This window comes from Plantactinospora alkalitolerans (assembly GCF_015690345.1).
In the GTDB taxonomy this organism is placed as follows: domain Bacteria; phylum Actinomycetota; class Actinomycetes; order Mycobacteriales; family Micromonosporaceae; genus Plantactinospora; species Plantactinospora alkalitolerans.
On the sequence record NZ_JADPUN010000073.1, the window covers coordinates 1 to 24,120 of the forward strand.

The 24,120-nt window shown below is 71.2% G+C and carries 13 protein-coding genes; 8 read left to right on the top strand and 5 right to left on the bottom strand.

What is annotated here, in order from left to right:
- The 3 genes from I0C86_RS42915 to I0C86_RS04875 form a co-directional block, all read right to left on the bottom strand.
- Positions 1 to 856, bottom strand: an 856-nt coding sequence (locus tag I0C86_RS42915; protein WP_323373463.1) for a tetratricopeptide repeat protein, incomplete at its 3' end; no start/stop codon positions are given.
- 155 nt (positions 857 to 1,011) lie between these two features.
- The gene (locus I0C86_RS04870; RefSeq protein WP_196199986.1) at positions 1,012 to 1,590 is read right to left on the bottom strand and encodes an LURP-one-related/scramblase family protein; all 579 of its coding nucleotides are present in this window, start codon (positions 1,588 to 1,590) and stop codon (positions 1,012 to 1,014) included.
- A gap of 183 nt (positions 1,591 to 1,773) precedes the next feature.
- Positions 1,774 to 7,728: a HEAT repeat domain-containing protein gene (locus I0C86_RS04875; RefSeq protein WP_196199987.1), complete on the bottom strand. Its 5,955-nt coding sequence runs from the start codon at positions 7,726 to 7,728 to the stop codon at positions 1,774 to 1,776.
- 264 nt (positions 7,729 to 7,992) lie between these two features.
- Here I0C86_RS04875 and I0C86_RS04880 point away from each other — a divergent pair, with 264 nt between their 5' ends.
- Complete coding sequence (locus tag I0C86_RS04880; protein WP_196199988.1) at positions 7,993 to 9,570, top strand: golvesin C-terminal-like domain-containing protein; 1,578 nt, start codon at positions 7,993 to 7,995, stop codon at positions 9,568 to 9,570.
- On the opposite strand, the gene I0C86_RS04885 is transcribed toward I0C86_RS04880, so the two are convergent.
- Positions 9,544 to 9,903 carry a YkvA family protein gene (locus I0C86_RS04885; RefSeq protein ID WP_196199989.1) on the bottom strand — a complete coding sequence of 120 codons (360 nt, stop codon included), beginning with the start codon at positions 9,901 to 9,903 and terminating at the stop codon, positions 9,544 to 9,546. The genes I0C86_RS04880 and I0C86_RS04885 overlap by 27 nt on opposite strands.
- A 222-nt stretch (positions 9,904 to 10,125) precedes the next feature.
- On the opposite strand from I0C86_RS04885, the gene I0C86_RS04890 reads away from it, so the two are divergent.
- The 4 genes from I0C86_RS04890 to I0C86_RS04905 all read left to right on the top strand — a co-directional run bounded on the left by I0C86_RS04890 (position 10,126) and on the right by I0C86_RS04905 (position 17,897).
- The gene (locus I0C86_RS04890; RefSeq protein ID WP_230393571.1) at positions 10,126 to 10,863 is read left to right on the top strand and encodes a hypothetical protein; all 738 of its coding nucleotides are present in this window, start codon (positions 10,126 to 10,128) and stop codon (positions 10,861 to 10,863) included.
- Between the two features lie 700 nt (positions 10,864 to 11,563).
- Positions 11,564 to 14,497, top strand: coding sequence for an ATP-binding protein (locus tag I0C86_RS04895; RefSeq protein WP_255527610.1), 2,934 nt, complete (start codon positions 11,564 to 11,566; stop codon positions 14,495 to 14,497).
- 379 nt (positions 14,498 to 14,876) lie between these two features.
- Positions 14,877 to 17,063, top strand: a complete 2,187-nt coding sequence (locus I0C86_RS04900; RefSeq protein ID WP_196199991.1) for a tetratricopeptide repeat protein — start codon at positions 14,877 to 14,879, stop codon at positions 17,061 to 17,063.
- Positions 17,064 to 17,066: 3 nt separating this feature from the next.
- On the top strand, positions 17,067 to 17,897 hold the full coding sequence (locus I0C86_RS04905) for an AAA family ATPase (protein WP_196199992.1): 831 nt from the start codon (positions 17,067 to 17,069) through the stop codon (positions 17,895 to 17,897).
- On the opposite strand, the gene I0C86_RS04910 is transcribed toward I0C86_RS04905, so the two are convergent.
- Positions 17,860 to 18,672 (bottom strand): MerR family transcriptional regulator, encoded by an 813-nt coding sequence (locus I0C86_RS04910; protein ID WP_196199993.1) that lies wholly within the window; start codon positions 18,670 to 18,672, stop codon positions 17,860 to 17,862. The genes I0C86_RS04905 and I0C86_RS04910 overlap by 38 nt on opposite strands.
- Before the next feature lie 397 nt (positions 18,673 to 19,069).
- On the opposite strand from I0C86_RS04910, the gene I0C86_RS04915 reads away from it, so the two are divergent.
- The 3 genes from I0C86_RS04915 to I0C86_RS04925 form a co-directional block, all read left to right on the top strand.
- The gene (locus I0C86_RS04915; RefSeq protein WP_196199994.1) at positions 19,070 to 19,249 is read left to right on the top strand and encodes a hypothetical protein; all 180 of its coding nucleotides are present in this window, start codon (positions 19,070 to 19,072) and stop codon (positions 19,247 to 19,249) included.
- 51 nt (positions 19,250 to 19,300) lie between these two features.
- Complete coding sequence (locus I0C86_RS04920; RefSeq protein WP_196199995.1) at positions 19,301 to 21,067, top strand: thiamine pyrophosphate-dependent enzyme; 1,767 nt, start codon at positions 19,301 to 19,303, stop codon at positions 21,065 to 21,067.
- A gap of 8 nt (positions 21,068 to 21,075) precedes the next feature.
- On the top strand, positions 21,076 to 24,120 hold a 3,045-nt coding region (locus I0C86_RS04925; RefSeq protein ID WP_196199996.1), incomplete at its 3' end, for an FAD-binding and (Fe-S)-binding domain-containing protein.

Below are 24,120 nucleotides of genomic sequence, written 5' to 3' on the forward strand. Positions count from 1 at the left end.
TCCTCGCGCTCGGTGCAGCCGGAGCGGGCGCCGGCGGAGGGTTCGTGGCGATCACCGGGTACGGCTCCGGCTGCACCGACCGCGAGGAGTACGGCGGATACGTCGACGCCGCCTGCTCGGCCTGCGCCGCCGGGTAGGACGAGGACGGATGACCGGCGGAGATCGACGGGTACGTGGAGGTGGGCTCGTCGAGCGCCGAATGGCCCGGCCCGCTGGTCGGGGCCGGCGCCCACTCCCCGCCGACCCCGGTCGTCGCCGGGTACAGCCCGCCGGCCTGCGGCTGGAGCGGCCCGGGTGACGCCGACGCCGGTGTCGCCGCGTGCGGTGCCGACACGGGTGCGGGTGGTGCGGAGAACGGCGCGTGCGGCGCGGAGACCGGTATCGGGGGCGGCCCGGGTGGCTGCCCAGCCGTGCCGCCGCCGTCCGACGGCGGTTCGCCGAGATAGTTCCGGGCGGCCCGGACCTGCCAGTTGTCGTCGCCGAGCACCCCGGGCCCCAGCGTGGCCACCCGGCCGAAGTTGCGCCGGGCCTCGTGCCGGTTGCCCAACTCCTCGGCGACGGTACCCAGCTCGAAGGTCAGCGCGAGCATCAGCGGATCCGCGTCACCGAAGCGGTGCTGACCGTCGATCAGCGCCTCTTCGAGAACGCGACGGGCCGCCGCCGGATCGTCGGCCTCCCGGTGCCACTGGGCCAGCAGGTTCGCCGTGGCCAGCACCTCGGGATGGTCCTTGCCGTACGCCGGCCGGGCCGCTTCGAGCGCCTGTGCGAGCAGCCGCCGGGCGGCCGGATCGTCGCCGCCGTCGCGAAGCGCCCGGGCGCGGCCCTGGACGGCGGCGAGTTGTGGAGGCTGGGACACGCCCGCCATGCTGCCCCCTCGATGGGGTCACGCGCCAGCCGGGTCCCCGCCGCGCCGCCGAACCGTGTCGTACCGGCCGATTCCGCCGCCTCGGCGCCGTCCGGGTGTCGTCGCTGGTGGGCGCGTGTCCGGCGTGGGCACGCGCCCGGTCCGGCTCAGCGGCTCTGCAGGGCGTCCAGGCCCACCGCCATGGCGATGACCAGTCGGCGGTCGAGTTGCGGCTGGTGGATCTCGATGACGTACCGGTCGCGCAGGCCCCACTTCTTGACGACCGAGAACGCCGGCTGCCCACCGATGGTGAAGTCGAAGTGGTACGGCAACCAGGAGAGCGAGTCGACGAAACGACGGAGGAGCGCGACGGGGAGGCTGCGCTCCTGTCCGGTGGCCTGCCCGAGGCCGGGCTGCTCCACGTGCCAGGTGGAGCGGAGCAGGGACGCCTTGAAGTCCTTCCGGAACAGCCCGATCGGGTTGCCGTTCGCGTCGGTCACGTCGTAGGTCGCGCCGAGGTCCATCACCTGGCGGGCCTTGAATCCGAGCACCGGCTGCTGCTTGGTGTCGTCGGTGTAGAGCGTCACCTGCTCCTTGAAGGCCATCCGCTTCTGCTGGGCGAAGGCGAGCATCTCGCCCTCGGAGCCGTCCGGGGAGACCGCGTGGACCTGGTACTGGTTGACCATCAACCGGACCCGCTGCCGGATGTGGAACTGCTGCTGGGCCTGAAGCATGTCGAGCTGCATTCGGGGGTTCCTTTTGTGTGGGGGGTGCCCGCCGTGACCGGCCGGGGCGACCTCGAGGTTGCGCGCCGTGGGCGCAGGCTCGGAGTGTTGCACAGCGAGCCAAGTTTTGGGCACGCGGCGAGGTCGGCGGACCATCATCGGGCGCGGGCTGGTCCGGACGCCGTCCGTGCCGCGTCGACCGGCTCAGCCGGCCTTGGGTCGGCGCTCCGAGTTGTCGAACAGCCGCAGGACGAACGCCGCCAGTTCGTAGAGCAGATGCTCCTGCTCGTGCTCCGTCAGTCCGCTCAGCGGTTTGCTCGGCGGATTGAACGCCTGGAATCCGGCGACCTCCGGCAGGCTGGTGAAGAGGCTCGGCTTGACGATCAGCGGCAGGATCCGGCAGCCGTCCTCCCGGGCCGCCCGCAACATCGTGGGCAACTCCACCTCGTCCACGAAGGCCGAGGCGAAGAAGTCCGCGGTCACCAGCAGGATGGCGGCCCGGGCCCGACCCATCGCCGCGTCCAACTCGTCGCGCCACATCTCTCCGGCGCTGATCCTGGTGTCCGCCCAGACGTCGACCAGGCCACGCCGGACGAGTGGCTTGAGATGCTGGTCGAGGCGGGCGAGCCAGTCGGCGTCCCGGTGGCTGTAACTGATGAAGACCTGGCTCCGACGCGGGCTGATCCGCTTTCCCACCGCCTTCGCCAGTTCGTCCTGGCGCTGCCTGCGGAGGTAGATCAGGAACTGCGGGTCCTCGATGATCAACTGGCGGGCCCGGGGGTCGAGGAAGAGGTGTTCGTCGAGCTGCTCGTGTCCGTTGAAGCCGCCGGGAAAGCGGCGGAGCAGGTGCAGGTCGATCGCGGCCGAGAGTCGCGGATCCTGCTCGGCCGCCTCGTCGAGCGACAGTACGCCGTCGGTGGCCGCCAGCATCAGCAACAGTTCGATGCACGCCTGCTGCCGTTCACCGTCGAGTGCCGCGAACGACCGCACCACCTTCTGGTACCTCGCCGCGAGGGTCCGTTCGACCTCCTGCAACGCCTCGTCGAGCCCTCGCTCGACCGACACCGAGCCGAACTGGGTCTGTTCGATGCCGTTCTGGGTGGCCAGGTACCAGCAGAGCATCTGGGCGGTGCTCAGGCTGCCTCGGGAGAGCTCGACGATCTCCCCCGCCTGCGCGAACGACACGTTGAGGGCCGCCTCGCCCTTGCGCACCATCTCGAGGATCAGGGCGTCGGTGGCGGTCGGTACCTGGAAGATCTGGATCCGGGTGGCCAGGTCCGACGCGAGTTCGACGAGGTGGCGGCCGGTCCCCGGAATCCCGACGATGATCAGCCGATCATCGCGCGACTCCTCGTCGGCCAGTAGCTTGAGGTGGTCGGTCAGGGATTCCCGCAGCTCGGGCGGAAGCCGGTGAAAGTCGTCGATCGCCACCACGCCACGCCCGCGCGTGCTCGGAAGCGTCCTGATCGCCTCCACGTCGTCCCGCCGTCTGGCGCTGAGGACGGGAATTCTCAGGCCCCGCTCACGCTCGAGCCGGACCGCCCGCTGTAGGACCGTGCTCTTGCCGATCCCGGACGGCCCCTCGATCACGATTCCCAGGCCCGGCTGCCGCAGGGCCATCCGGAACATCGAGAAGTTCGGCGGCTCCACGAAGGTCAGCGTCGGAATGCCGTTCCGCTTGAAGACATCGCTGAGCTGGTACGTGAAGATGACGTCACCTCTACTTTTCGTCCCTGGCCGCGACTCGTCGGCGGGGTCGGTCACCTGTCCGAGCGGGTTCAGCGGCGCTCCGCTCCCGATGCTGGGCAACTGGTCGGAATCCGCGCCGGGGAGCCAGGTGATGGCCTGGCCGGCGCGGCGCCGGAACCCTGGATCCGGGTCGCTGCGGGCGAGTTCGGCGAGCAGGGCGCGGATCTGTCCGTCGTCGCCGAAGTGGGTGCCCAGGGCCAGGACGGCGGCGGCGCGTACCGACCAGTCCTGGTCGCGGAGCCGTTCGATGAACAGTTCGCGGATCTCGGGGTGCCCGGGGAGGTGTTCGCCGAGCACCCGGAGCACCGCGCGGCGGACCCGTACGTCGGGGTCGTTGCCGGCCCGGTCGACAAGGAGTTCCCGGACGCTCGGGTCGGTGCCGAAGAATTCGCCGAGGACGCGTACCGCCCCGGCGCGGATCTGCGGGTCCTTGTCGGTGGCGCGGATCGTCAGGACCTCGGACTGCTCGGCGTCGGTGCCGGACCGGGTGGCGAGGTGGGCGGCCGCCTCCCGGAGCAGTTCGGCGTCGGGGTCGTGTCGGATCCGTTCCAGGAGGGCTTCCCGGACCTCGGCGTCGATGCCGAACAGCTCGATCATCAGGCGTACGGCGGTGCGCCGGACCTGGGCGTTGCCGTCGCCACGAAGCCGTTCGGTGAGTAGCCGCCGCAGCTCCACCCGGGAGCCGGTTCGGCCGATCAGTGCCGTCGTGGCCAGGTAGAAGACTCTGGCGTCGCGGTCACGATAGGCCAGGTCGAGCAGCACCTGGTAGACCTCGTCGTCGATCGTCGAATCACGGGTGAGGGCGCGAAGGGCGGCGAGTCGGATCTCGGCATCGTTGTCGCCGAGGGCGCGTTCGGTGAGGGCGTTCCGGATCGCCGGGCTACGGCGTGCGGTGTCGGCGAGCGCGTCGACGGCGGCGAGTCGCACGACGGCATCGACGTCGTTCCGGGCGAGTCCGGCGAGCAACTCGGACACCTCGGTGTCGACGCCGACCCGCTGGGCGAGGGCCTCGACGGCGACCAGCCGGATCCGGGCGTCGTCGTCGCCGCGGGCCAGGCCGCTCAACATCTCGTTGAAGAACCGGTCGGTGCCCGCCTGGTTGCTCAGCGCGCGGGCGGCGACGAGTCGTACCTCGGCGTCCCGGTCCCGCTGGGCGGTGCTCGCCAGCAGGTCACGCAGTGCGGCGTCCAGCCCGAAGTTGTCGATCATGACCTGTAGTGCGATGCGGCGGGCGATCTCGTCGACATCCGTCCGGATTCGCTGGACGAGGAGGTCTCCGATGGCGGCGTCGCGGCCGTACCGGCCGATCAGGGCCTGGGCGGCGGCGCGGAGGACCCCCGGGTCGCGGTCGGTACGGACCAGGTCGACGAGCAGGGCCCGGACGATGTTGTCGCCGGCGAACAGCTCACCGAGGACCCGTACGGCGGCGCGTCGGGGAACGGCGTCGGTGCCGGTACGGACGCGTTCGACGAGCGAGGTGCGGATCTCGTGGCCGGCGGCGAAGCGTTCCGCCAGGACGTGCGCGGCGGTGCGGACGACCTCGGCGTCGGGGTCGGTCCGGAGGCACCTGAGGAGGGTCTCGCGGAGTGCGGGATCGCCGCCGTAACGATCGCCCGACAGCCGGACCGCGACCAGGCGGACGCTGGGATGTACATCGGCGCGAACGCGTTCCACGAGCAGCATGCGGAGCAGGTCGTGGCCCGAGGGTTTCTCGCGGAACCCCGCGTCGAGGGCCTGCAGGGCGGCGCGACGAACCCCGGCGTATCCGTCGACATGACCGCGTTCGACGAGCACGCTGCGGACTTCGGGTTCGGTGCCGAAGTGTTCGCCGAGGGCCTGGATGGCGGCGAGCCGTACTCCGGCTCGCTCGTCCTCGCGGGCCCGCCTGACGAGTCGGGTGCGGGTGCGGGCGACCGTGTCCCGGTGCGCGAGGTTGTCCTCCGTGTCGGCGGTGAGTCGGGCGACCTCGGTCAGCCCGGCGACGGCCGCGTAGCCGGCGGGACCGTCGTCCATGGCGCCGAGTACCTCGTCGAAGAGGTCGTCGATCCGCTCGGCCGGGGTGGAGAGCATCGCGGCGAGCCGGGCCGCGTGGCTGGAGACGGGGCTCCAGACGATCCGGACACCGCGCCGGCGGTACCAGGAGAGGTAGATCTGCCGGCCGGGCCAGCCGGGACCGATCGCCTTCACGGCGGGCAGGATCCTGTTCTCGATCAGCCCGGCGGTCTCCCGGTCGTCGATCGAGACGCAGTGTTCGAGCAGCAGGACCAGTTGCCGAAGTAGCGCCTGTGCGGGCCCGGCGGCAGCCGGCAGGTCGCGGACCTCGGCGAGGCACTGCACGGCGAGGGCCAGGTTCCACGGTGGTGGAACGAACTCGCCCGGCGGCCAGGGCTGGTTGACCTCGCGCGTGAGCAGGTCGATGAGCTGCGCGGTGTGGTTCTGGTGCAGGGCACCGGCGAGCAGCCGGAGCACCTCCCGCCAGGACAGGTCGGCCCAGTGCCGGCGGAACAGGTCCTTCACCTGCTCGAAGGAGAGGGCCTGGTCGTACTGGAACCGGGTCAGGATCGCGTCGGCGCAGAAGAACTCCAGGAAGGCGCGGTGCACGAAGCCGTACAGCTGCGGGCCGTACCGGCCGAGGATGAAGTCCCGCTCCCGGAACTGGTTGATCATCGTCAGCGCCATGGACCGGGCCGTGGCGGGGTCGTGGCGGTACCGCTCGACGAGGTACTGCTCGAAGACCTCGCTCAGCTCCTCCCGGTCGATGTAGTTCACGGTCAGGCCCCGCTCGGCCGACTGCATCCGGTACGCCAGCCGGCGGAGCAACTCCTTCTTGTCCTCGGTGTCGAGGAAGCCGGCGACCTGGGACTGCTCCCGCAGATGCCGATCGGTGTCCCACTGCTCCACCAGGATGGTGGCCGCGTGGTCGTACAGCCGCCACCGCTCCCGGGGCAGGGGCTGGTGCTTACCGACGATCGCCATGATCGTCAGCAGCAGCGGGTTGCCGGCCAGTTCCCGGATCGCGGGTGAGTGCCGCATCGCCGCCAGCGACCTGGCCTGGAGGAACCGCACATCTCCCGGCTGGTCTCTGGCCGTCAGCCGGTACCAGTTGGACAGGAACTCCGCCGTCTGGTCCTCGGTCAGGTCCTGCAGCGTGTAGTGGGCAAACCCGACCTCGGTCAGGACGCGCCGGGAGTAGCCGATGATGCGGGAGGTGATGATGATTCGGATCTGCGGATATTCGGCCGCGAATCCGGCGATCTGTCGGGCCACGTCCTCCCGCCGACGCCGGTCGAACACCTCGTCCAACCCGTCGAAGATGACAAGTGTCCGGCTACCGAGGCTGAGGTGCCGCTCCAGCAGCACCCGCTCGATGCCGAGCCCGTCGGTCTGGGCCCGGTCGTCGAGGTAGTCGAGAAAGTTGTCGCATCTGCCCTCGGCGACTCCGGTGGCGTAGGCGCGCACCTCGATCAGCAGCGGCAGATGGTCGGCGAGCGCCGCCAGCCGGATGTCGGTCGGGCCGTCGGCGAGACTCAGCGCCAGGTACCGGGCGGCGGTGGACTTGCCGGAGCCGGGATCGCCGAGCAGCACGACAGCCCGCTGGTCGGGCTCTCCGAGTACGTCGAACAGCCGGCGCAGCGGCTTCGCCCGGTACGACTCGTGCAGGTGCGCCAACTCCTGCGGGTCCACCTCCTCGGGCAGGTCCTCGGTGCCGATGCGTCCGTCGGACTGCATCCGCTGCCGCCACTCCCGGGGCAGTTCGGCCGGCGGCGGGTCCTCGCGTACCCACGGCTCGACGAAGACCGACAGCAACTGGACCTGGAGGTACTCCTCGGTCTGCTCCGGCGTCAACGCGTCCAGGTCCAGCACCCCGTAGTGCTGCCGCAGCCGACCGAAGTACTGCCGCAACGTTTCCTGACTGAACAGTTGCAGACCGCCGCCGGCCGGCCGGTCCTCGTCGGTCAGGCAGTTGGCCACCGCCGCCGTGACCAGGGCGGCCAGTTCGGCCGGATCCCGGAACGTGCTGCACATGTGTCGATCGGCCAGTTCGGCCCGGAGCGCCTCGATCTTCTCCGCGTCCTGACCCCGGTCCATCAGCCGCCGGGGCCAGGGCGCGTTCTCGTCCAGGAGGAAGATCAGACAGGGCTTGCCGCCGGCGAGCGCCGCCCGGTACTCCAGTTCGGTGGTCGACCGGTCGTACCCGGGCGGTATGAGGCCGTAGCGCCAGGCGAAGATCCCGACATAGACGTCACACGCCGCGACGTCCGCAAGGCAACGTTCCAGCGGCCGCCCGTCCTCGGCCGCGTACGACGCCAGGGCCACGTCCTCGACCCGTAACCGCCGCAGCGCCAACTGGACCGCAGCACGGAACTCCTGCAGGTCCGCGAACGTTGCCGAGACGTAAACCCTCGTCACTGGCGCTCTCCGGGTCGAGTGCCGGGCGTGACACAGAACGTAGCATCTCCGACCACAGAGGAGACCCGCGTGCAAGGAAGGGGTGTAAGGAAGGGCCCCCGCTTATCGTTTTCTGTAGATGAAGGGCCCCTTCTTAACGCCTCAGCTGATGATGCGGCGCGTCGCGATGGCGAAGATTCTTGCCAGGAGTGTAGCGACGGGTGACAATATCTTTCGCGATATTCGTCAATGTCCGATCTCGGCACTGCTCTCCCAGGAGACGCCATGCGACGACCAGCCCTCGCTGTCCTGCTGTCCGCATCGATCGCCCTCGTCGGCCTCGGTGCGGCGCCCACCCCCGCGGTCGCGGTTCTCGCCGGGCCCGACGCGGGCGTGCTCGCCACCACGGCGCTCGCACCCGGACTCTCCCTGAGCAACACGACGGCGACCGGTCCCAACCGGGTCAACATCCTCACCGCGGACCTGGCCGAGCCGACCCTGACGCCGAAGTACCTCAATCCCGGCACCGTCGGTGCCACCGCGACCCTGAGCAGCCAGGCCAACCGGGTGGGGGCGGTCGCCGCCGTCAACGGAGACTTCTTCGACATCGGTGTCACCGGCGCGCCACGCGGCATCGGGCTGGACAACGGCACTCTGCTCAACGGCCCGGCCTCCGGCTGGAACAACGTGGCCGCGCTGTACGCCAACGGCGCGGGCAGCCGGGGCGGCCTGGCCCAGATCTTCCTCGATGCCAAGGTCACGCTGCCGGGCGGCACCCAACTGCCGGCAACCAACCTCAACTCGCCGAACATCGCCGCCAATGGCATCGGCGTCTACAACTCACTCTGGGGTGACGAGCCACGCAGCCAGGTGCTCGACGGAGCCACCCGCTCCCGCGAGATCGAGATAACGGCGGGTCGGGTCAGCAAGGTCAGCGCCACCGCCGGTGGCAAGGTGGCCGCCGGCACGGTTGCCGTGCTGGGCATGAACGCCGGGGCCGACGCCCTGGCCGGCGTCGCGGTCGGCGACGCCGTCACGGTGAACTACACCCCGCGCGGCGGGGACGGAGCGGCGCAGGTCGCGATCGGCGGCAACCTCGTACTGCTCAGGGACGGCGTGGTGACCACGGAGTCGCACCCACGCAACCCACGGACCGCGGTCGGCTTCTCCGCGGACGGCCTGAAGATGTGGATGGTCGTCGTCGACGGCCGGACCACCAACAGCGTCGGGATGACCTACGTCGAGCTTGCCAACTACCTGAAGTCGATCGGTGCCGACGACGCGATCAATCTCGATGGCGGTGGTTCGAGCACCATGGTCGCCCGGATGCCCGGCGACACATCGGTATCGGTGCGCAACACGCCGTCGGATGGATCGCAACGGCTGGTACCGAACGGAATCGGATTCGTCTCCACGGCGCAGGCCTGGAGCGCCACGGTCGACAACACGACCGCCGGCCGGTTCACCGCGAGCGCGAACTGGGGTACGTCAAGCTACTCCAGCCAGCGGTACGGCACCGACTACCGGTTCGCGGACCCGGTCTCGGCCAGCGACGTCGCCTGGTACAGGGTGAACATTCCGGCCACCGCCAGCTACGAGGTCTCGGTCTGGTACCCGGCCGACCCCGGCTACAACGACTCGACGCCGTACATCGTGGCCACCACCACGGGCAATCAGACCGTACGCGTCAACCAGCGCACCAACGGCGGCCGGTGGGTGTCGCTCGGGGTCTTTCCGTTGGCCGCGGGGGACGGTGACCGGGTGGGGGTGAGCCGGTGGACGTCCGGTACCGGCTACATCATCGCCGACGCGGTACGGGTCACCCGCGTCCCCACATCAGGAACGTTGTCTCGACCCAGGTAGCGACGGCCGCCTCGGTGGCCCTTCGACTTCCGAATCCGTCGGTCGACCACCGATGATCCCGTGCTTCCTCGCCAGGTGTCCGACATAGGTGATCGCGCCGACGATCACGCCGATGTCGTCGAGATAGACGGGGTCGGGAAGGACGTCGACCGGAAAGATCGCATAGACGATGGCGGCCCAGTAGGCGAACTTCCCCTGTACGGGCATCATGTCCGCCCGGACGAGCCGGCCCATCTTGAGCAGCTTCACGAGGAAGTAGACCGCGACCCCCAGCACGGCGGCGAGGGCCACCCCGATCGCGATCAGAAGTCCGACGTCAACCGGCGAGTCCACGAGTCTCCCTCCAACCGCCACGGAGCCGATTTCGCCCGTACGGGGACGAGTTCATCCGCACGATCAGCATCCTTTCACCAGTACCCATTGTCCGGGCGATCCGAAACGACCGGGTAGCGATCGCCCGAACGGCGGGCCCCGGCGGCGGTACGTCCGGGCCGGGCAGGATTGGACCACTGGCCAGCGGGTACGCGGCGGATCTCCAATCTCCGGGGGTGGCACATGTCGGAACGGCACACCGTGATGCGCTCGATCCACGATCTCGGCCTGGCGGCCTGGTTCGGAGGCTCCCTGATGGGGGCGATCGGGGTCAACGGCGCGGCGGCGAAGGTAAGCGACTCGAGACAGCGCATCGGGGTGGCCTCGGCCGGCTGGTCCCGATGGACGCCCGTCAACGCGGCGGCGATCGGCGCCCACGTTGCCGGCGCCGCCGGCGAACTGATCACCGAGAGCCCTCGGGTGTTCGCCCAGTCGGGGGTGGGACGGATGAGCGTCGTCAAGACCGGGCTCACCGTCGCGGCACTGGCGGTGACGGGTTACAGCCGGCTGCTCGGCATGCGGCTGGAGAGGTTCAGCGGTACGCCGGTGACAGGAGTGACCGAACCCGGTCGTGAGACGCCTCGACAACTCGCCTCCCGGCAGCGCCAGCTGAGGGTGTTGCAGTGGGCCATCCCGGCGCTCACCGGAGGTCTGATCATCGTCACCGCGCTCGCCGGGGAGCAGCAGAAGCCCGGCCAGGTCGTCAGGGGAGTCCTGCGGCGGATGGGCGGGCTGACCGGCATGTCCAGGGACATGTCCCAGCGCTTGGCCAAGGGTGCGCCGACGATGATGTCGAAGGGCATGTCCCAGCGCATGTCGAGGGGCATTCCGATGGTCGTGTCGAAGGGCATGCCGTTGGGGATGCGAAAGGTCGGCATGCGGGTGGGGCAACAGGCCATGGCGAGGGTCCGGCAGCACTGAGTCCTGGCGTACCTCGGAGGTCCACAACGGCCGGCGTTTGGGGCGGTGAGCCCCGGACGCCGGCCGGCGGCCAGGGATCCGGGACCGGGCCGGGCGGCCCGGGAGGAGCGGCGGGTACATCTGGCCCGGCAATTGATCTCGTTCCCGAGGACGGTGACCGATCCCGTTCTTGCGCACCACGACAAGGTTTCCGGCGTATTTTGTGGCCGAATTTTCGAGTGGGTCAGACGGCCGGCGGCGGTGGGCATTGTGCCGAGGAGGGACAGTGTCCGCGATCGTCAGTTCGGTCACACCGGCGGGACGGAACGCGTGGACCTGGGAACCGAAAGTGGAAGGCCGGCACCAACTCCGGCGGCGGCCGGAGCAGTTTTAGTGGGTACCCGAACCCCTGCCGGTGGCGACTGTTCCGGTGCGCGGTGAAATGGTCCCGCCTGCGGGACCGACCCGTCTCGCATTTCGGGAGGTGACGACGCTCGAATGTCACTATGTTGACCGGCCGGCACGTGCTTCCCGGATGTTCGGGTCCACAGTCGACTCCGGGCCACACGGTGCGGGATTTGACGCCATGCCCAGCCCAACGGGTCCGCCGGCGGGGATGTCCCGCAATGTGGAAACATTGGACGATCCGCCGCCATAGATTCCCGCCGTGTCGGTGTCAATGGACTGATGACTGCTTATAGTCCGGCCTGATCGGTCTGGCATGGATAACGGTCAACGCGGTTATCTCGGGACAGGTGTTTCGCGTGTCCATGGAGGTGCCGGAGTGCGGGTCGAGTCAACATCGGAGCCTTCCGCCGTCCCGAATCAGACAACAACCGGGATCAGCGAGCTTGTCGGGCGCCGGGAGGACCTGACCCGGATGGTCGAACTGCTCGACGAATCCGTATCGCGGGCACGTTTCCTGGTGCTCGAGGGGGAGCCTGGCATCGGCAAGAGCAGACTCGCCACCGAGTTCGCGAAGATCGCCGGCGACCGTGGTCGTACCGTCCTGCTCGGCAGGGCGACCGAGTTCGAGCGCTTCCTGCCGTACGGCGTCGTGCTCGACGCCCTGGCCGCCGTACCGGATCATCGGTCCGACCTGCACGCGTTGCTGGACGCGCTAGCGCTCCCGGACCCCGACGGCGGCGATCCGGGTCCGGCCGGCGGGGTTCCGGCGACGGGCGCCGTCGAGCGACACCAGCGGCACCGGCGGCTGCGCAACCTGCTCACCGCGGTCGCCCGGCCCACCGGGACGCTGCTGGTCTTCGACGACGTGCAGTGGGCCGACGACGCCTCCGTGGAGTTTCTCGGATACCTGCTGCGGCACCCCCCGCAGGCCCGGGTCACCGTGGTGCTCGCGTTCCGCTCGGAGCAGTGCCCCGCGCGGCTGGCCGAAGGGCTCGCCCACCTGGTGCCGGTACCCACCTGGTTGCATCTCGGCCCGCTCTCCGGCGCCGACATCGACCAGCTGCTGCCCGCCGAGCCGGCGTCCCGACGCCGGCTGCTGCACCAGGTCAGTGGTGGCAACCCGCTGTACCTGGAACTGCTCGCCGGCACCTCGACACAGGTCCTCGGCGCGCTGCGCCGGGGCGACTTTCCCGACGAGCCGCTGAGTGCGGCCCTGCACGGTGCGATGGCGGTCGAGGTGCGGGGGCTGGCGCCGATCGAGCGGCTCGTCCTCCAGTCGATCGCGGTGCTCGGTCCCGGTCTCGACGTGGCCGCCGTCGCCGCCGCGGCGCAGCTTGATCCGCTCCGGACCACCACCACGCTGGACGCGCTGGTCGAACGGAACCTGCTGCGCCAGGTCGGCGGGCATCTGGACTTCCGGCATTCGCTGGTCCGGGCCGTGGCGTACTGGCTGGCGGGCCCGGCATGGCGACTCGGTGCGCACCGCCGGGCAGCGGCCCACCTGGAGCGCCGGGCCGCCCCGCTTCCGCTGCGGGCCCACCATCTGGCCAAGGCCATCGGGCCGGGCGACGAGGCCGCCGTCGAGGTGCTCGCGATGGCGGCCAGGAGCACCATGGGTACGGCCCCGAGGAGCAGCGCCGCATGGCTGCGTGCCGCCCTGTCCGCCCTGCCCGACGGACCCGGCCACGCCGACCGCCGGGCCGAGCTGCGGCTGCTGTTCGCCAAGGCCCTCGGTGTCACCGGCCAGTTCGACGAGGCCCGGACCGTGTTGCACGACCTGGTCGCGGTCGCCGGTCCGCACCGGCACGCGGCGGTCGAGCAACTGGCCGTGCTGGAACGGCTCGCCGGCCGCCTCGACGTCGCCAGTGCGCTGCTCAGCACCGAACTGGAACGACTCGACGCCACCGGCGCCACCCAGGCGATGCTCCGGCTGGAACTCGCCGTGACCGAGATGTTGGCCGGTCGCTGGCGTGCCGGCGCCCGGCACGCCGGCAAGACGATCGAGCGGTCCCGATCCGGCGGGCACTGGGGCATCGAGGCGGCGGCGAGCGCCGTACTCGCCGCCTGCGTGGTGGCCAGCGGCCCGCTGTCGACCGCCCGGGTACGGGTGTCGTACGCCAAACGGATGATCGACGCACTGGGGGACGTCACCCTCCGGGACGAGCTGGGTGCGATCGCCCTGCTCGCCTGGATCGAGGCCATGCTGGACCGGACCGACGACGGGCTCGGTCACGCCGAACGTGGCATCGAGGTGGGACTCCGGTACGGCCGGATCCATGTGCACCCGCTGCTCTACTCGGCCCGCTCGGTCCTGTACGGCGCGGTCGGGCGGGTCGACGAGGCACTGCGGGACGCCGAGGAGGCGGAAGAGATCGCCCGGTGGCAGGGGAGTGCCGAGGCGGCGACGCTGGCCGCGGCGGTCCGGCTCCGGCCCCTGCTCTGGCTCGCCGGCCCGGATGCCGTACGCCCGGCGGTGGACCGGCTCAAGGGCAGTGCCGCACCACGGTCCACCCTGTACCGGGCCGTCGTGCAGACCCACCTGGCGGAGGCCTGCGACGCGGTCGGGGACCATGCCGACTGCCAGCGCCTGCTGGCCGATCCGGACACCTACCGCTGTCTCGGGCCGGCCGAGGCCACCGTCCTCGCCCTGCGGGCCCGTTCCGTCGGCATCCACGGGCCGACCGGCGGCTCGGGGGGCGAGTCGCCGCAGGTGGAGCACTGGCTCACCCGGGCCGAGGCCATCGCCGGGGAGCTACCCGCCCGGCTCGGTGCGGTCGGGATGGCCCGGGGAGCGCTGTCGCTGGCGCGGCAGCGTCCGGACGAGGCCGTCGGGCAGGCCGCCCCGGCGATCAGCCACTTCACCCGGGCCGGCATGCCGGTGGCCGAAGGGGAGGCGCGGATGCTGCTCGCCGAGGCGCAGTTCGGGACCGGGAACCCGCACCTCGCCCGCGAGCAACTGGGCCGGGCCAAGCGGCTCTTCTCCGGCAGCGGCGCGCGCTGGCTGGCCGGACAGGCGGACCGGGCGCAACGTCGACTGGCCGCCCGGCTGCCCCGGCAGCGTACGGACGGGCCGGTCACCCTGTCGGCCCGGGAACGGGAGGTCGCCGAGCTGGTCGCGCAGGGGCTGACCAACCATCAGATCGCAGGTCAACTGGTGTTGAGCCCACGCACCGTGGAAACCCACGTCACCCGGATCATCGCCAAGCTCGGCGTTCCGTCCCGGGCCGCGGTGGCCCGCCAGCTGTGAGCCCGACAACGGGACGGCCCCGGCGGGCCCGGTGACCGGACCTGCCGACAGCCTCCGGTCAGACCGATTGTCGATGACGCAGCGTGGTCGGCCGGTACGGGTTAGGTGTTTCCCCGGATCCTAAGTCGGCCGTCCCAAGTGCACAGTGAGGCAACGATCGTAGCGAAGGAGGTGAATCTCGTGTCGCATCCGTCCCGTGGCCCGCCGTGCTGCCGCACAGGGGCGGACGAAGTCGTCCGGTCGGGTCGGGCCCGCGACGCGACCGGACGAACGTCCGGGATCGGGCGGAAGGCACGAGTATCGGCGGAACGCGAGAGCGCCCGGGCCCCCGCACCGGCGACACGTCACCGCCGAGAGAATCGCACAAGGGGAGACGAGCATGCTCCAGACGCCGCACCGTTGGATCCGCGCGCGGCACGGGCACGACCGCCGCCGGGAACTCGCCGCCGGTGCCAGCGGCCCGCTGCTGGCCAGCCTCGACGCCCATCGGCGTCGTCGGGGGCCGTACACCGCGGCCGGCGATCTGCTGCGGACACTGGTGCCCGAGGCGCGGAAGAGCTGGCCCGAGCTGGTCTCCCGGCACGAGGTGGAGATCCTCACCCTCGCCCCGGAGCTAGGCGACCTGGTGCCGGCCATCCGGCACGCCCCGGCCGAACCGGTGCCGCCGGAGGAGCGGATTCGTGTCCACCCCCGGCCCGGCACGCTGCGGTTCGCCCACGGACTCGTCGAGTTCCTCCACGCGTACCTGGACCGGCTCGGTGGCGGTCGCCGCGATCTGTTGATCGACAATCTGCACGAGGCGGACCCGACCGACCAGGAACTCTGTGTCGTACTGCTGCGCCGGGCCGACCGGCGCCTGCTGCGCCTGCATCTGGCCACCGGTACCGAGCCGATCGGTGATCCGCTCGGTCCGCTCGACGTGTCCCTACCGGCGGCGCTGCACCGGTACGCGGTGCCGGTGCGGGTGACCGCGACCGAACTGCCGGAGCTGCCCGCACTGCCAAAGCCGCCGACGCTGCCCGGCACGGAGCCGGCCACAGTGGATGATCCGGCCGTCGACGAGTGCCTGGCCCGCCGGTTCGTCGCGACCGACGGCACCGACGACGATCCCCGGGTACGCGAGGCCTACCAGCGGCTTTCCCCGGAGCGGCGGGCCGGGCTGCACGACGAACGGGCCGCCCGGTTGTCCGGACCCGGCGACTGGTCACCGGGGCTGGGGCTGGGGGCGCTCGCCTACCACGCCGAGCACGGCGGTGACCCGGCCGGCGCCGGCGCCGAAGCCCTGCTGAACGCCCTTGACCACTGCGTCGACCGGGGATTCCACCACGCGGCCGTCGACTGTGGACGGCGCGGCCGGGCGGTCGTCGACTGGGCCGGGCAGCCGGAGCGTTCGTGGGCGTTCGTCGACCGGATGACGATTTCACTGGCCGAACTCGGCCTGCCCGAGGAGGCGCTGGGGCTCTACCAGGAGGCCAGGGCGTACTCGAGCAGTCCGGTGGTGCACCTCGGGGCGGCGTACGGCATCGCGGTGCTGCACATCCGGTACCTGTCGGAGGGAGGTCGCGGCCACCACGCCGCCCGGGGCTGGGCCAACCAGGCCGTCGCGCTCGCCCGGTGCCTGCCCGACCCGGTGACCCGGGCCGTCGAGACCGTGTTCCATCAGAACGGACTGGCCTCGGTCGCCGTACACGAGGGGCGGCTCGACGAGGCGCTGCTGCTGGTCGGCGCCGGACTCGACCGGCTCGACCTGCTTGACCGGGAACTCGGCGCGGCTGGACATGTCTGGCTCCGGTCGATGCTCCGGCACCACCGCGCGCAGGTGCTGCTGGCGCTCGGCCGGTACGACGACGCGCTGTCCGACGTCGAGGCGGTGATCGCCGCCGACCCGGACCGTCCGGAGTACCACGTCGACCGGGGCGACCTGTTACGTCGACTGGGCCACCCGGCCGAGGCGATCGTCAGCTATGGGCGGGCGATGGACCTGTCCGCGCCGGTTCCGCAGACGTACCACCACCGGGGTGAGGCGCGGCTCGTGGTCGGTGACGTCGCCGGTGCGGAGGCCGACTTCGGCTACGTGCTGGAACTCGATGAGTCCCAGCTGGACGCCTACGTCAACCGGGCGGTGCTCCGCTACGACCTCGGCGACACCGACGGTGCCTGGCAGGACGTCGATCACGGGCTGGCCCTGGAGCCGGACAGCCCACGTCTGCTCTGTGTACGGGCCCAGCTTCTGATGGCCGAGGATCCGGGGGCCGGCGAGGCGGCGCTGACCGAGTTGGTCGGCGCGCACCCACTGTTCCCCGACGGTTGGGCCGCCCGGGGTGTCGCCGGTTACGAACGTGGCGACCTGACCGCCGCGGTCGCCGACTTCGACCGCGCGCTGGCTCTTGCCGACACCCCCGCGACCCGCTTGCGCCGAGGCATGGCACTCGTCGAGGCGGACCGGTGCGAGGAGGCGCTCGCCGACTTCACCGAGGTCCATGCCGCCACCGCTGATCCGGCGGCGCGTAGACAGATCGGGATCTGCCTGGACCGGCTCGGCCGGGCGACGGTGCGGGCGGGCTGAACCGTGACTCTGACAACCGACCATCAGCGGGCGGCGCCCTTTGTCGGCCGGGAGGCGGAACTGGCCGGCATCCGGGCAGCGGTCGCCGCGCTCGACGGCGGACGGCAGGTGGTCGTCGAGGTCGTCGGTGCGGCGGGTACCGGCAAGACTCGGCTGATCGCCGAGGGGCTGCGCCGGATCGACCGGCCCGGTACCGGGATCTTCGCCGGAGCGGCGGCGGAGGCGGAGCGCCGGATACCGTTCCATGTGTTCCTGCACGCCCTCGGCGACGAGGCGGCGGAGCACCTGGGGCCGGGAAACCAGTTGTGGGCCGAGGTGGCCAGGCAGGGCTGCGGCGGGCTGCTCAGCGTCGCGCGGTTCCAGCTCTACCGTGGCTGGCGTCGGGCGGTCGCCGACCGGGTGGGGACAGGGATGGTGCTGGTCCTCGACGACCTGCACTGGGCGGATCCCGCCTCGACGGAACTGATCGACCACCTGGCGCGATATCCGGTCCGGGGTCCGTTGCTGCTGATGCTCGCCGGGCGGCCGGGTACGCCGCTGCCTCGGCCGGCCCGGTGCGCGGTCGGCGACGCGGTGTTCCGGCGCATCACCCTGGAGACCAGACCGGGGGCGGTGCCGGACATCCCGGACCCGCTGGCGCTGTTGACGTCGCGGGAACGCGAGGTCGCCGAGCTGACGGCCACCGGCGCCACCTCTCGGATCATCGCCCGGCAGTTGCAGGTCAGCCCCCGCACGGTGGACGCACATCTGATGCGGATCTACCGCAAGCTCGGCGTCGTCTCCCGCGTTGCCCTGGTCAGCCTGCTGGCCCGAGGTCCGGGCTGGCCGGGCTGATCGCGTCCGTACGGGTCCGGCCGGCGGCCCCTGACCCGTCCCGCTCCTCGACGCCCCGGTCGACGGGCGGCGGCCCGGCCACGAAGTCGGACATCGCGGCCTCGCCGGAGTTCTCCGCCACCACCCGGAACGCCTCGCTCAGCAGGTGGGTCAGGCTCTGGGTCAGCGCGGTGGCCTCGTGGTCCAGTTGCCCTCGGGCGGTGGCGACGGATCCGGGCCGACGCATCGCCAGCATCCGGCTGCCGGCGTCGCGGACCAGCTCCTCGGCGACGAGGCGCAGCTCGTCCAGGACCTCGCTCAACAGGGTCAGCCCGGCAGGCACCGGCACACCGGCGCGCTGGAGATCGAGTGCCGGCTGGACCGCCCGGGCCCGGGTCACGGTGACGACCCCGTCCGGACCGTGCGCCAGCACGCCGTGCCGGGTCAGGGTGCGGACGGTGGCGGGACGCTCGGTGGCCAGCCGGGAGAGCGCGGCGGTGAGCGGCTCGGTCGGTGGTGTCGCCGAACGCCGTACCCCGAGCATCGCCTCGATCGCCACCAGGTTGAAGCCCTGCCGTTGCAGCAGCTTGATGCTCTCCAGCCGGCGTACGTGTCCCGCCGCGTAGTAGGCGGTACGGCCGTGCCGGGTCGGCGGCGCGAGCAGGCCCCGGGCCTGGTGCGCCCGGATGTTGCGAGGTGACATTCCGACCACTCGGGCGAGGCTGTCGATGGTGTACCGCTCGGGGGCCGGCGCGGCCGCGGCACGGTCGTCGAGGTGGGACACGGTCGCCGTCACGGCTGCTCCTTCCAACGGGTGGCAGGGCGAACGTACCCAGTGCGGCCGGGCGATAGATATAGGTGAAATTACTGCATCCGGACGTACGCACGGACCGCCCGTACCATCGACGGCTCCCGACGGCCGGGGCAGAAGCTCCACCCACCGACGGTGCTGGTCGGGATGGGTGGCCGGAGGGCCGGTGGGGCGGAATTTACCGTCTGTCTCGTTCTTCGGAAACAATTAGTTATGGTCGGTTAGGTCCCGGTTGTCGCTCGCTCCTCGTGTCGCCGGTCCCGCGGAGGCCCGCCGAGCAGACGACGGAGGCCCGCGGGGCGGCACGGCGGGGGACCGGCCGGGGCAGGACGCGGATGACCGCGACCTCCGGTCCGGAGGTCCACGTCGAAGGGAACGGGGCATGTCCGACGGACGGGTCGGTGACCTGGCGACCGGGGCGATCGGTACCGCCGCCGGCACCGTCGTGGACCCCAGGCAGGGGTTACGACAGCTCCGGAACCATTCCACCGTGCCGGTCCTGATCGCGCTCGGTGTCGTCGTCGGCTACCTGCTCGGCCGCCGGACGCATCGGCGGCGCTGAGAACGCGGGCGGCCGGCCAGGCCCACGACAGCACAGCACGGGGGGACCGCAATGCGTGAGATCGTCGGAGAAGCGCTGGCCAAGCGCCTGGTCGACTGGGGTGTCGACACGGTTTTCGGACTGCCCGGCGACGGCATCAACGGGCTGATGGAGGGCTTCCGCCGGCAGCGCGAGCGGCTGCGGTTCGTCCTCGTCCACCACGAGGAGGCCGCCGCGTTCATGGCGACCGGGTACGCCAAGGCGACCGGCCGGCTCGGCGTCTGCGCCGCCACCTCCGGTCCGGGCGCGATCCACCTGCTCAACGGGCTGTACGACGCGAAGCTCGACCACGCGCCGGTACTCGCGCTCACCGGCATGCAGGAGACGTCGGTGCTCGGCTCGCTCTACCAGCAGGAGGTGCACACACCTGCGCTCTACGAGGACGTCGCCGAGTACAACCTGATGGTGACGAACCCGCAGCAGTTGCCGGGCGTGGTCGACGTCGCCATCCGTACCGCCCTGGCGAAGCGGACCGTGGTGCACCTGAGCTTCCCGAACGACATCCAGGTGGCCGAGGCGTCCGCCGATCCGTACCGGCACGTCAGTCCGGGAAAGCCGCCGCTGAGCAGCCCGGTGCTCTCCCGGCCGCCGGTGCCGGCGGCGCACGACGAACTGGACCGGGCCGCCCGGGTGCTCAGCGCGGGCGGCAAGATCGCGATGCTGGTCGGCATCGGCGCCCGGGACGCCCGGGAGGAGGTGCTGGCCGTCGCCGACTGCCTCGCCGCCCCGATCGTGAAGACCCTCTCCGGCAAGCAGGTGGTGCCGGACGAGCATCCCCTGACCACCGGCGGCCTCGGGTTGCTCGGTACGAAGCCGAGCGAGGAACTGATGGAGGAGTGCGACACCCTGCTGATGGTCGGCACCTCCTTTCCGTACAGCAGCTACCTGCCGGCACCCGGAAAGGCCCGGGTGGTGCAGATCGACCGGGACGCCAGCCGGATCGGCCTGCGGCTGCCGGTGGAGGTCGCGCTGGCCGCCGACGCCGGGACGGCGCTACGGCAGTTGCTTCCGCTGCTGAACCCGACCGCCGACCGGTCGTTCCTGGAGAAGTACCAGCGCGGCGGTACGGAGTGGCGGGCCAGCATGAAGGCGTTACGGGATCCGTCGCGGCGGCCGATCGCGCCGTCGTACTTCATGGGGTGCATCGACGAACTGGCCGCCGACGACGCGATCCTGACCTGCGACTCGGGCACCATCGCCACCTGGTCGGCCCGGCACTGGACGATCAGGGGCGGTCGGGAGTACTACCTGTCCGGAAACCTGGCCACGATGGCCCCGGGCCTGCCGTACGCGATCGCGATGCAGCATGCCTTTCCCGGCCGGCAGGTGATCGCCTTCGTCGGGGACGGTGGCTTCGCGATGCTGATGGCCGAGTTCCTCACCGCGGCCCGGCACGACCTTCCGGTGAAGGTGATGGTCAACAACAACAACTCGTACGGGCAGATTCTCTGGGAGCAGATCCTCCTCGGCTATCCCGAGTACGCGGTCCGGCACCGGGAGCCGGAGGCCGACTTCTCCGGCTGGGCGCGGAGCTGTGGTGGCTACGGCGTCAAGGTCACCGATCCGGGGCGGCTGTCGGACGCGGTCCGGGAGGCCCTGGCGCATCCCGGACCGGCCCTGGTCGACTGCAGCGTCAACCCGAACGAGCCGCCGATGCCCGGCAAGGTGCGGTACGAGCAGGCGAAGGAGTTCACCGAGGCGTTCCTGCGCGGCCAGCCGCACCGGATCGCGACCCTCGCCACGGTGGCCCGTGACAAGATCAACCAACTCCGGTCATGAGCGAGCGGATGAGCGCCGTCTCCCTGCCCGATCCGATCGCCCGGACCGACGCCCGAACCGACGTCCGGACCGACGCCCGGGCCGGCGTCGGCGCGGACGACGTCGACCTGTCGCGCCTCGAAGCCGATCTACGGGCCGCCGTCGACGGCGAGGTGCGCTTCGACGCCGGCTCCCGGGCGGCGTACTCGACCGACGCCTCCAACTACCGTCAGGTGCCACTGGGCGTCGTACTGCCGCGCACCGTCGACGCGGCGGTCGCGGCCGTCGCGGTGTGCCGGCGGTACGGGGCATCCGTGCTGTCCCGGGGCGGCGGCACCAGCCTCGCCGGCGAGTGCACCAACGCGGCCGTGGTGCTGGACTGGTCGAAGTACTGCAACCGGCTGGTGGAGGTCGACCGGGACCGGCACACCTGCGTGGTGGAACCCGGGATCGTCCGGGACACGCTCAACGAACTGCTGGCTCCGGTCGGGCTGGAGTTCGGCCCGGAGCCGGCCACCCACGATCACTGCACGGTCGGCGGCATGATCGGCAACAACTCCTGCGGGGCCAGTGCCCAGCGCACCGGCAAGGCGGTCGACAACGTCATCGAGCTGGAGGTACTGCTCTACGACGGCACCCGGATGTGGGTCGGCGAAACCGGCGACGACCGGTACACCGAGATCCAGCGCCAGGGCGGTCGACCAGCGGAGATCCATCGACAGTTGCGGGCCCTGCGCGACGAGTATCTCGACGAGATCCGGCGCGGCTACCCGGACATCCCGCGCCGGGTCTCCGGCTACAACCTGGACAGCCTGCTGCCGGAGAAGAACTTCCACGTCGCCCAGGCGCTGGTCGGCTCCGAGGGGACCCTGGTGACGATCCTGCGGGCCCGGCTGCGCCTGCTGCCCGTGGTGCGGGCCCGGTCGCTGGTCATCCTCGGCTACCCCGACATCGCCACCGCCGCCGACGACGTGCCACGCATCCTGCCCCACCAGCCGATCGCGCTGGAGGGAATCGACGACAAGCTGATCAACTTCGAGCGGCAGCAGAACCTGCATCCGGCGTCGCTGCGCGAGCTGCCCCCGGCCGGCGCCTGGCTGATGGTGCAGTTCGGCGGGGACACCCCGCAGGAGGCGGCCGCCGCGGCGGACCGGTTCGGGAACGCCATCGACCGGGCCGGCGGCCCCAGCGTGGTCCGCTTCGAGGAGGAAGCGGACGAGGTGCAGTTGTGGGCGGTCCGCGAGTCCGGCCTCGGCGCCACCGCCCACCCGACCGTCATGCCCGACACCTGGCCCGGCTGGGAGGACTCGGCGGTGGCGCCGGACCGGCTCGGCGACTACCTACGCGGCCTGAGCCGGCTCTATCAGGAGTACGGCTTCGAGCGAGCCTCCGTCTACGGGCACTTCGGCCAGGGCTGCGTGCACAGCAGCGTTCCGTTCGAGCTGCGTACCGCCGACGGGATAGCCCGGTTCCGGTCCTTCGTCGAACGCGCCGCCGACCTGGCCCTCGCGCACGGTGGTTCCCTCTCCGGTGAGCACGGCGACGGACAGGCCCGGGGCGAACTGCTGCCGAAGATGTTCGGCGACCGGCTGGTCCGGGCGTTCGGCCAGGTCAAGGCGATCTTCGATCCGGAGAACCGGATGAACCCCGGCAAGGTGGTCGCGCCGCACCCGCTGGACGGTCAGCTACGGCTCGGTGTCGACTACAACCACGGCGTGGTCGACACCGTGTTCCGGTACCCCGACGACGGGGGCAGTTTCGGGCAGGCCGTGCTGCGCTGCGTCGGGGTCGGCAAGTGTCGGCGCCAGCACGACGGGGTCATGTGCCCGTCGTACATGGTGACCCGGGAGGAGAAGCACTCCACCCGGGGCCGGGCCCGGCTGCTCTTCGAGATGCTCGACGGCGCCGGCCGGGGCGGGACCATCGCGGACGGCTGGCGCTCGGACGCCGTCCGCGACGCCCTCGACCTCTGCCTGGCCTGCAAGGGTTGCAAGTCGGACTGCCCGGTCAACGTCGACATGGCCACCTACAAGGCGGAGTTCCTCTCGCACCACTACGCCGGCCGGCTGCGTCCGCGTGCGCACTATTCGATGGGATGGCTGCCGTTGGTGGCGGCGCTGGCGTCGCGGGCGCCCCGGCTGGTCAACACGGTGGGCCACACTCCCGGGCTGGCCTGGCTGAGCAAGGCCGTCGGGGGCGTCGACCAGCGACGTGACCTGCCGATCTTCGCCGAACAGACGTTCGCGCGCTGGTTCGCCGGCCGGAAACCGGGCGGGACGGGTGCGCGGGGCGAACTGCTGCTCTGGCCGGACACCTTCACCAACCACTTCCAGCCGGCGGTCGGCCAGGCCGCGGTCGAGGTGCTGGAGGCCGCCGGCTGGCGGGTCCGGATGCCGGGGCGCCCGGTCTGCTGCGGACTCACCTGGATCTCGACCGGGCAACTGCACATCGCGAAAAGGGCGCTGCGGCGGACCGTCGAGACGCTGCGTCCGTGGCTGCGCGCCGGAACCCTCGTGGTCGGCCTCGAACCGAGCTGTACGGCGGTGTTCCGGGCCGACGCGGCCGAACTCTTCCCCGACGACGAGGACGTCCGCAAGCTGCGGCAGCAGACCGTCACACTGGCCGAGTTGCTGCACGAGCACAGTCCCGGCTGGCGGGCGCCGCAGGTTTCCGGCAAGGCCCTCGTCCAGACGCACTGTCACCAACACGCCATCCTCGGCACCGCCGCCGACCGGTCGGTGCTGCGCGAGGCGGGGGTGAACGCCGATTTCCTCGACTCCGGGTGCTGCGGACTGGCCGGCAACTTCGGTTTCGAGCAGGGCCACTACGAGGTCTCCGAGGCATGCGCCGAACGGGTGCTGCTGCCCGCACTGCGCGCCGCCGACCCGTCCGACGTGATCCTGGCCGACGGTTTCAGTTGCCGTACCCAGATCGAACAGGGCGAGGTGTTCGGGCGGCAGGCGATCCACCTCGCCGAACTGCTCCGCGCCGGGCTGCGCGGGGAGCAGCCGGATCCGTTGCCCGAGCGGCGGTGGGCGCCCCGGCCGTCGGCTCCGGCCTCCCCGGTCCGCGCC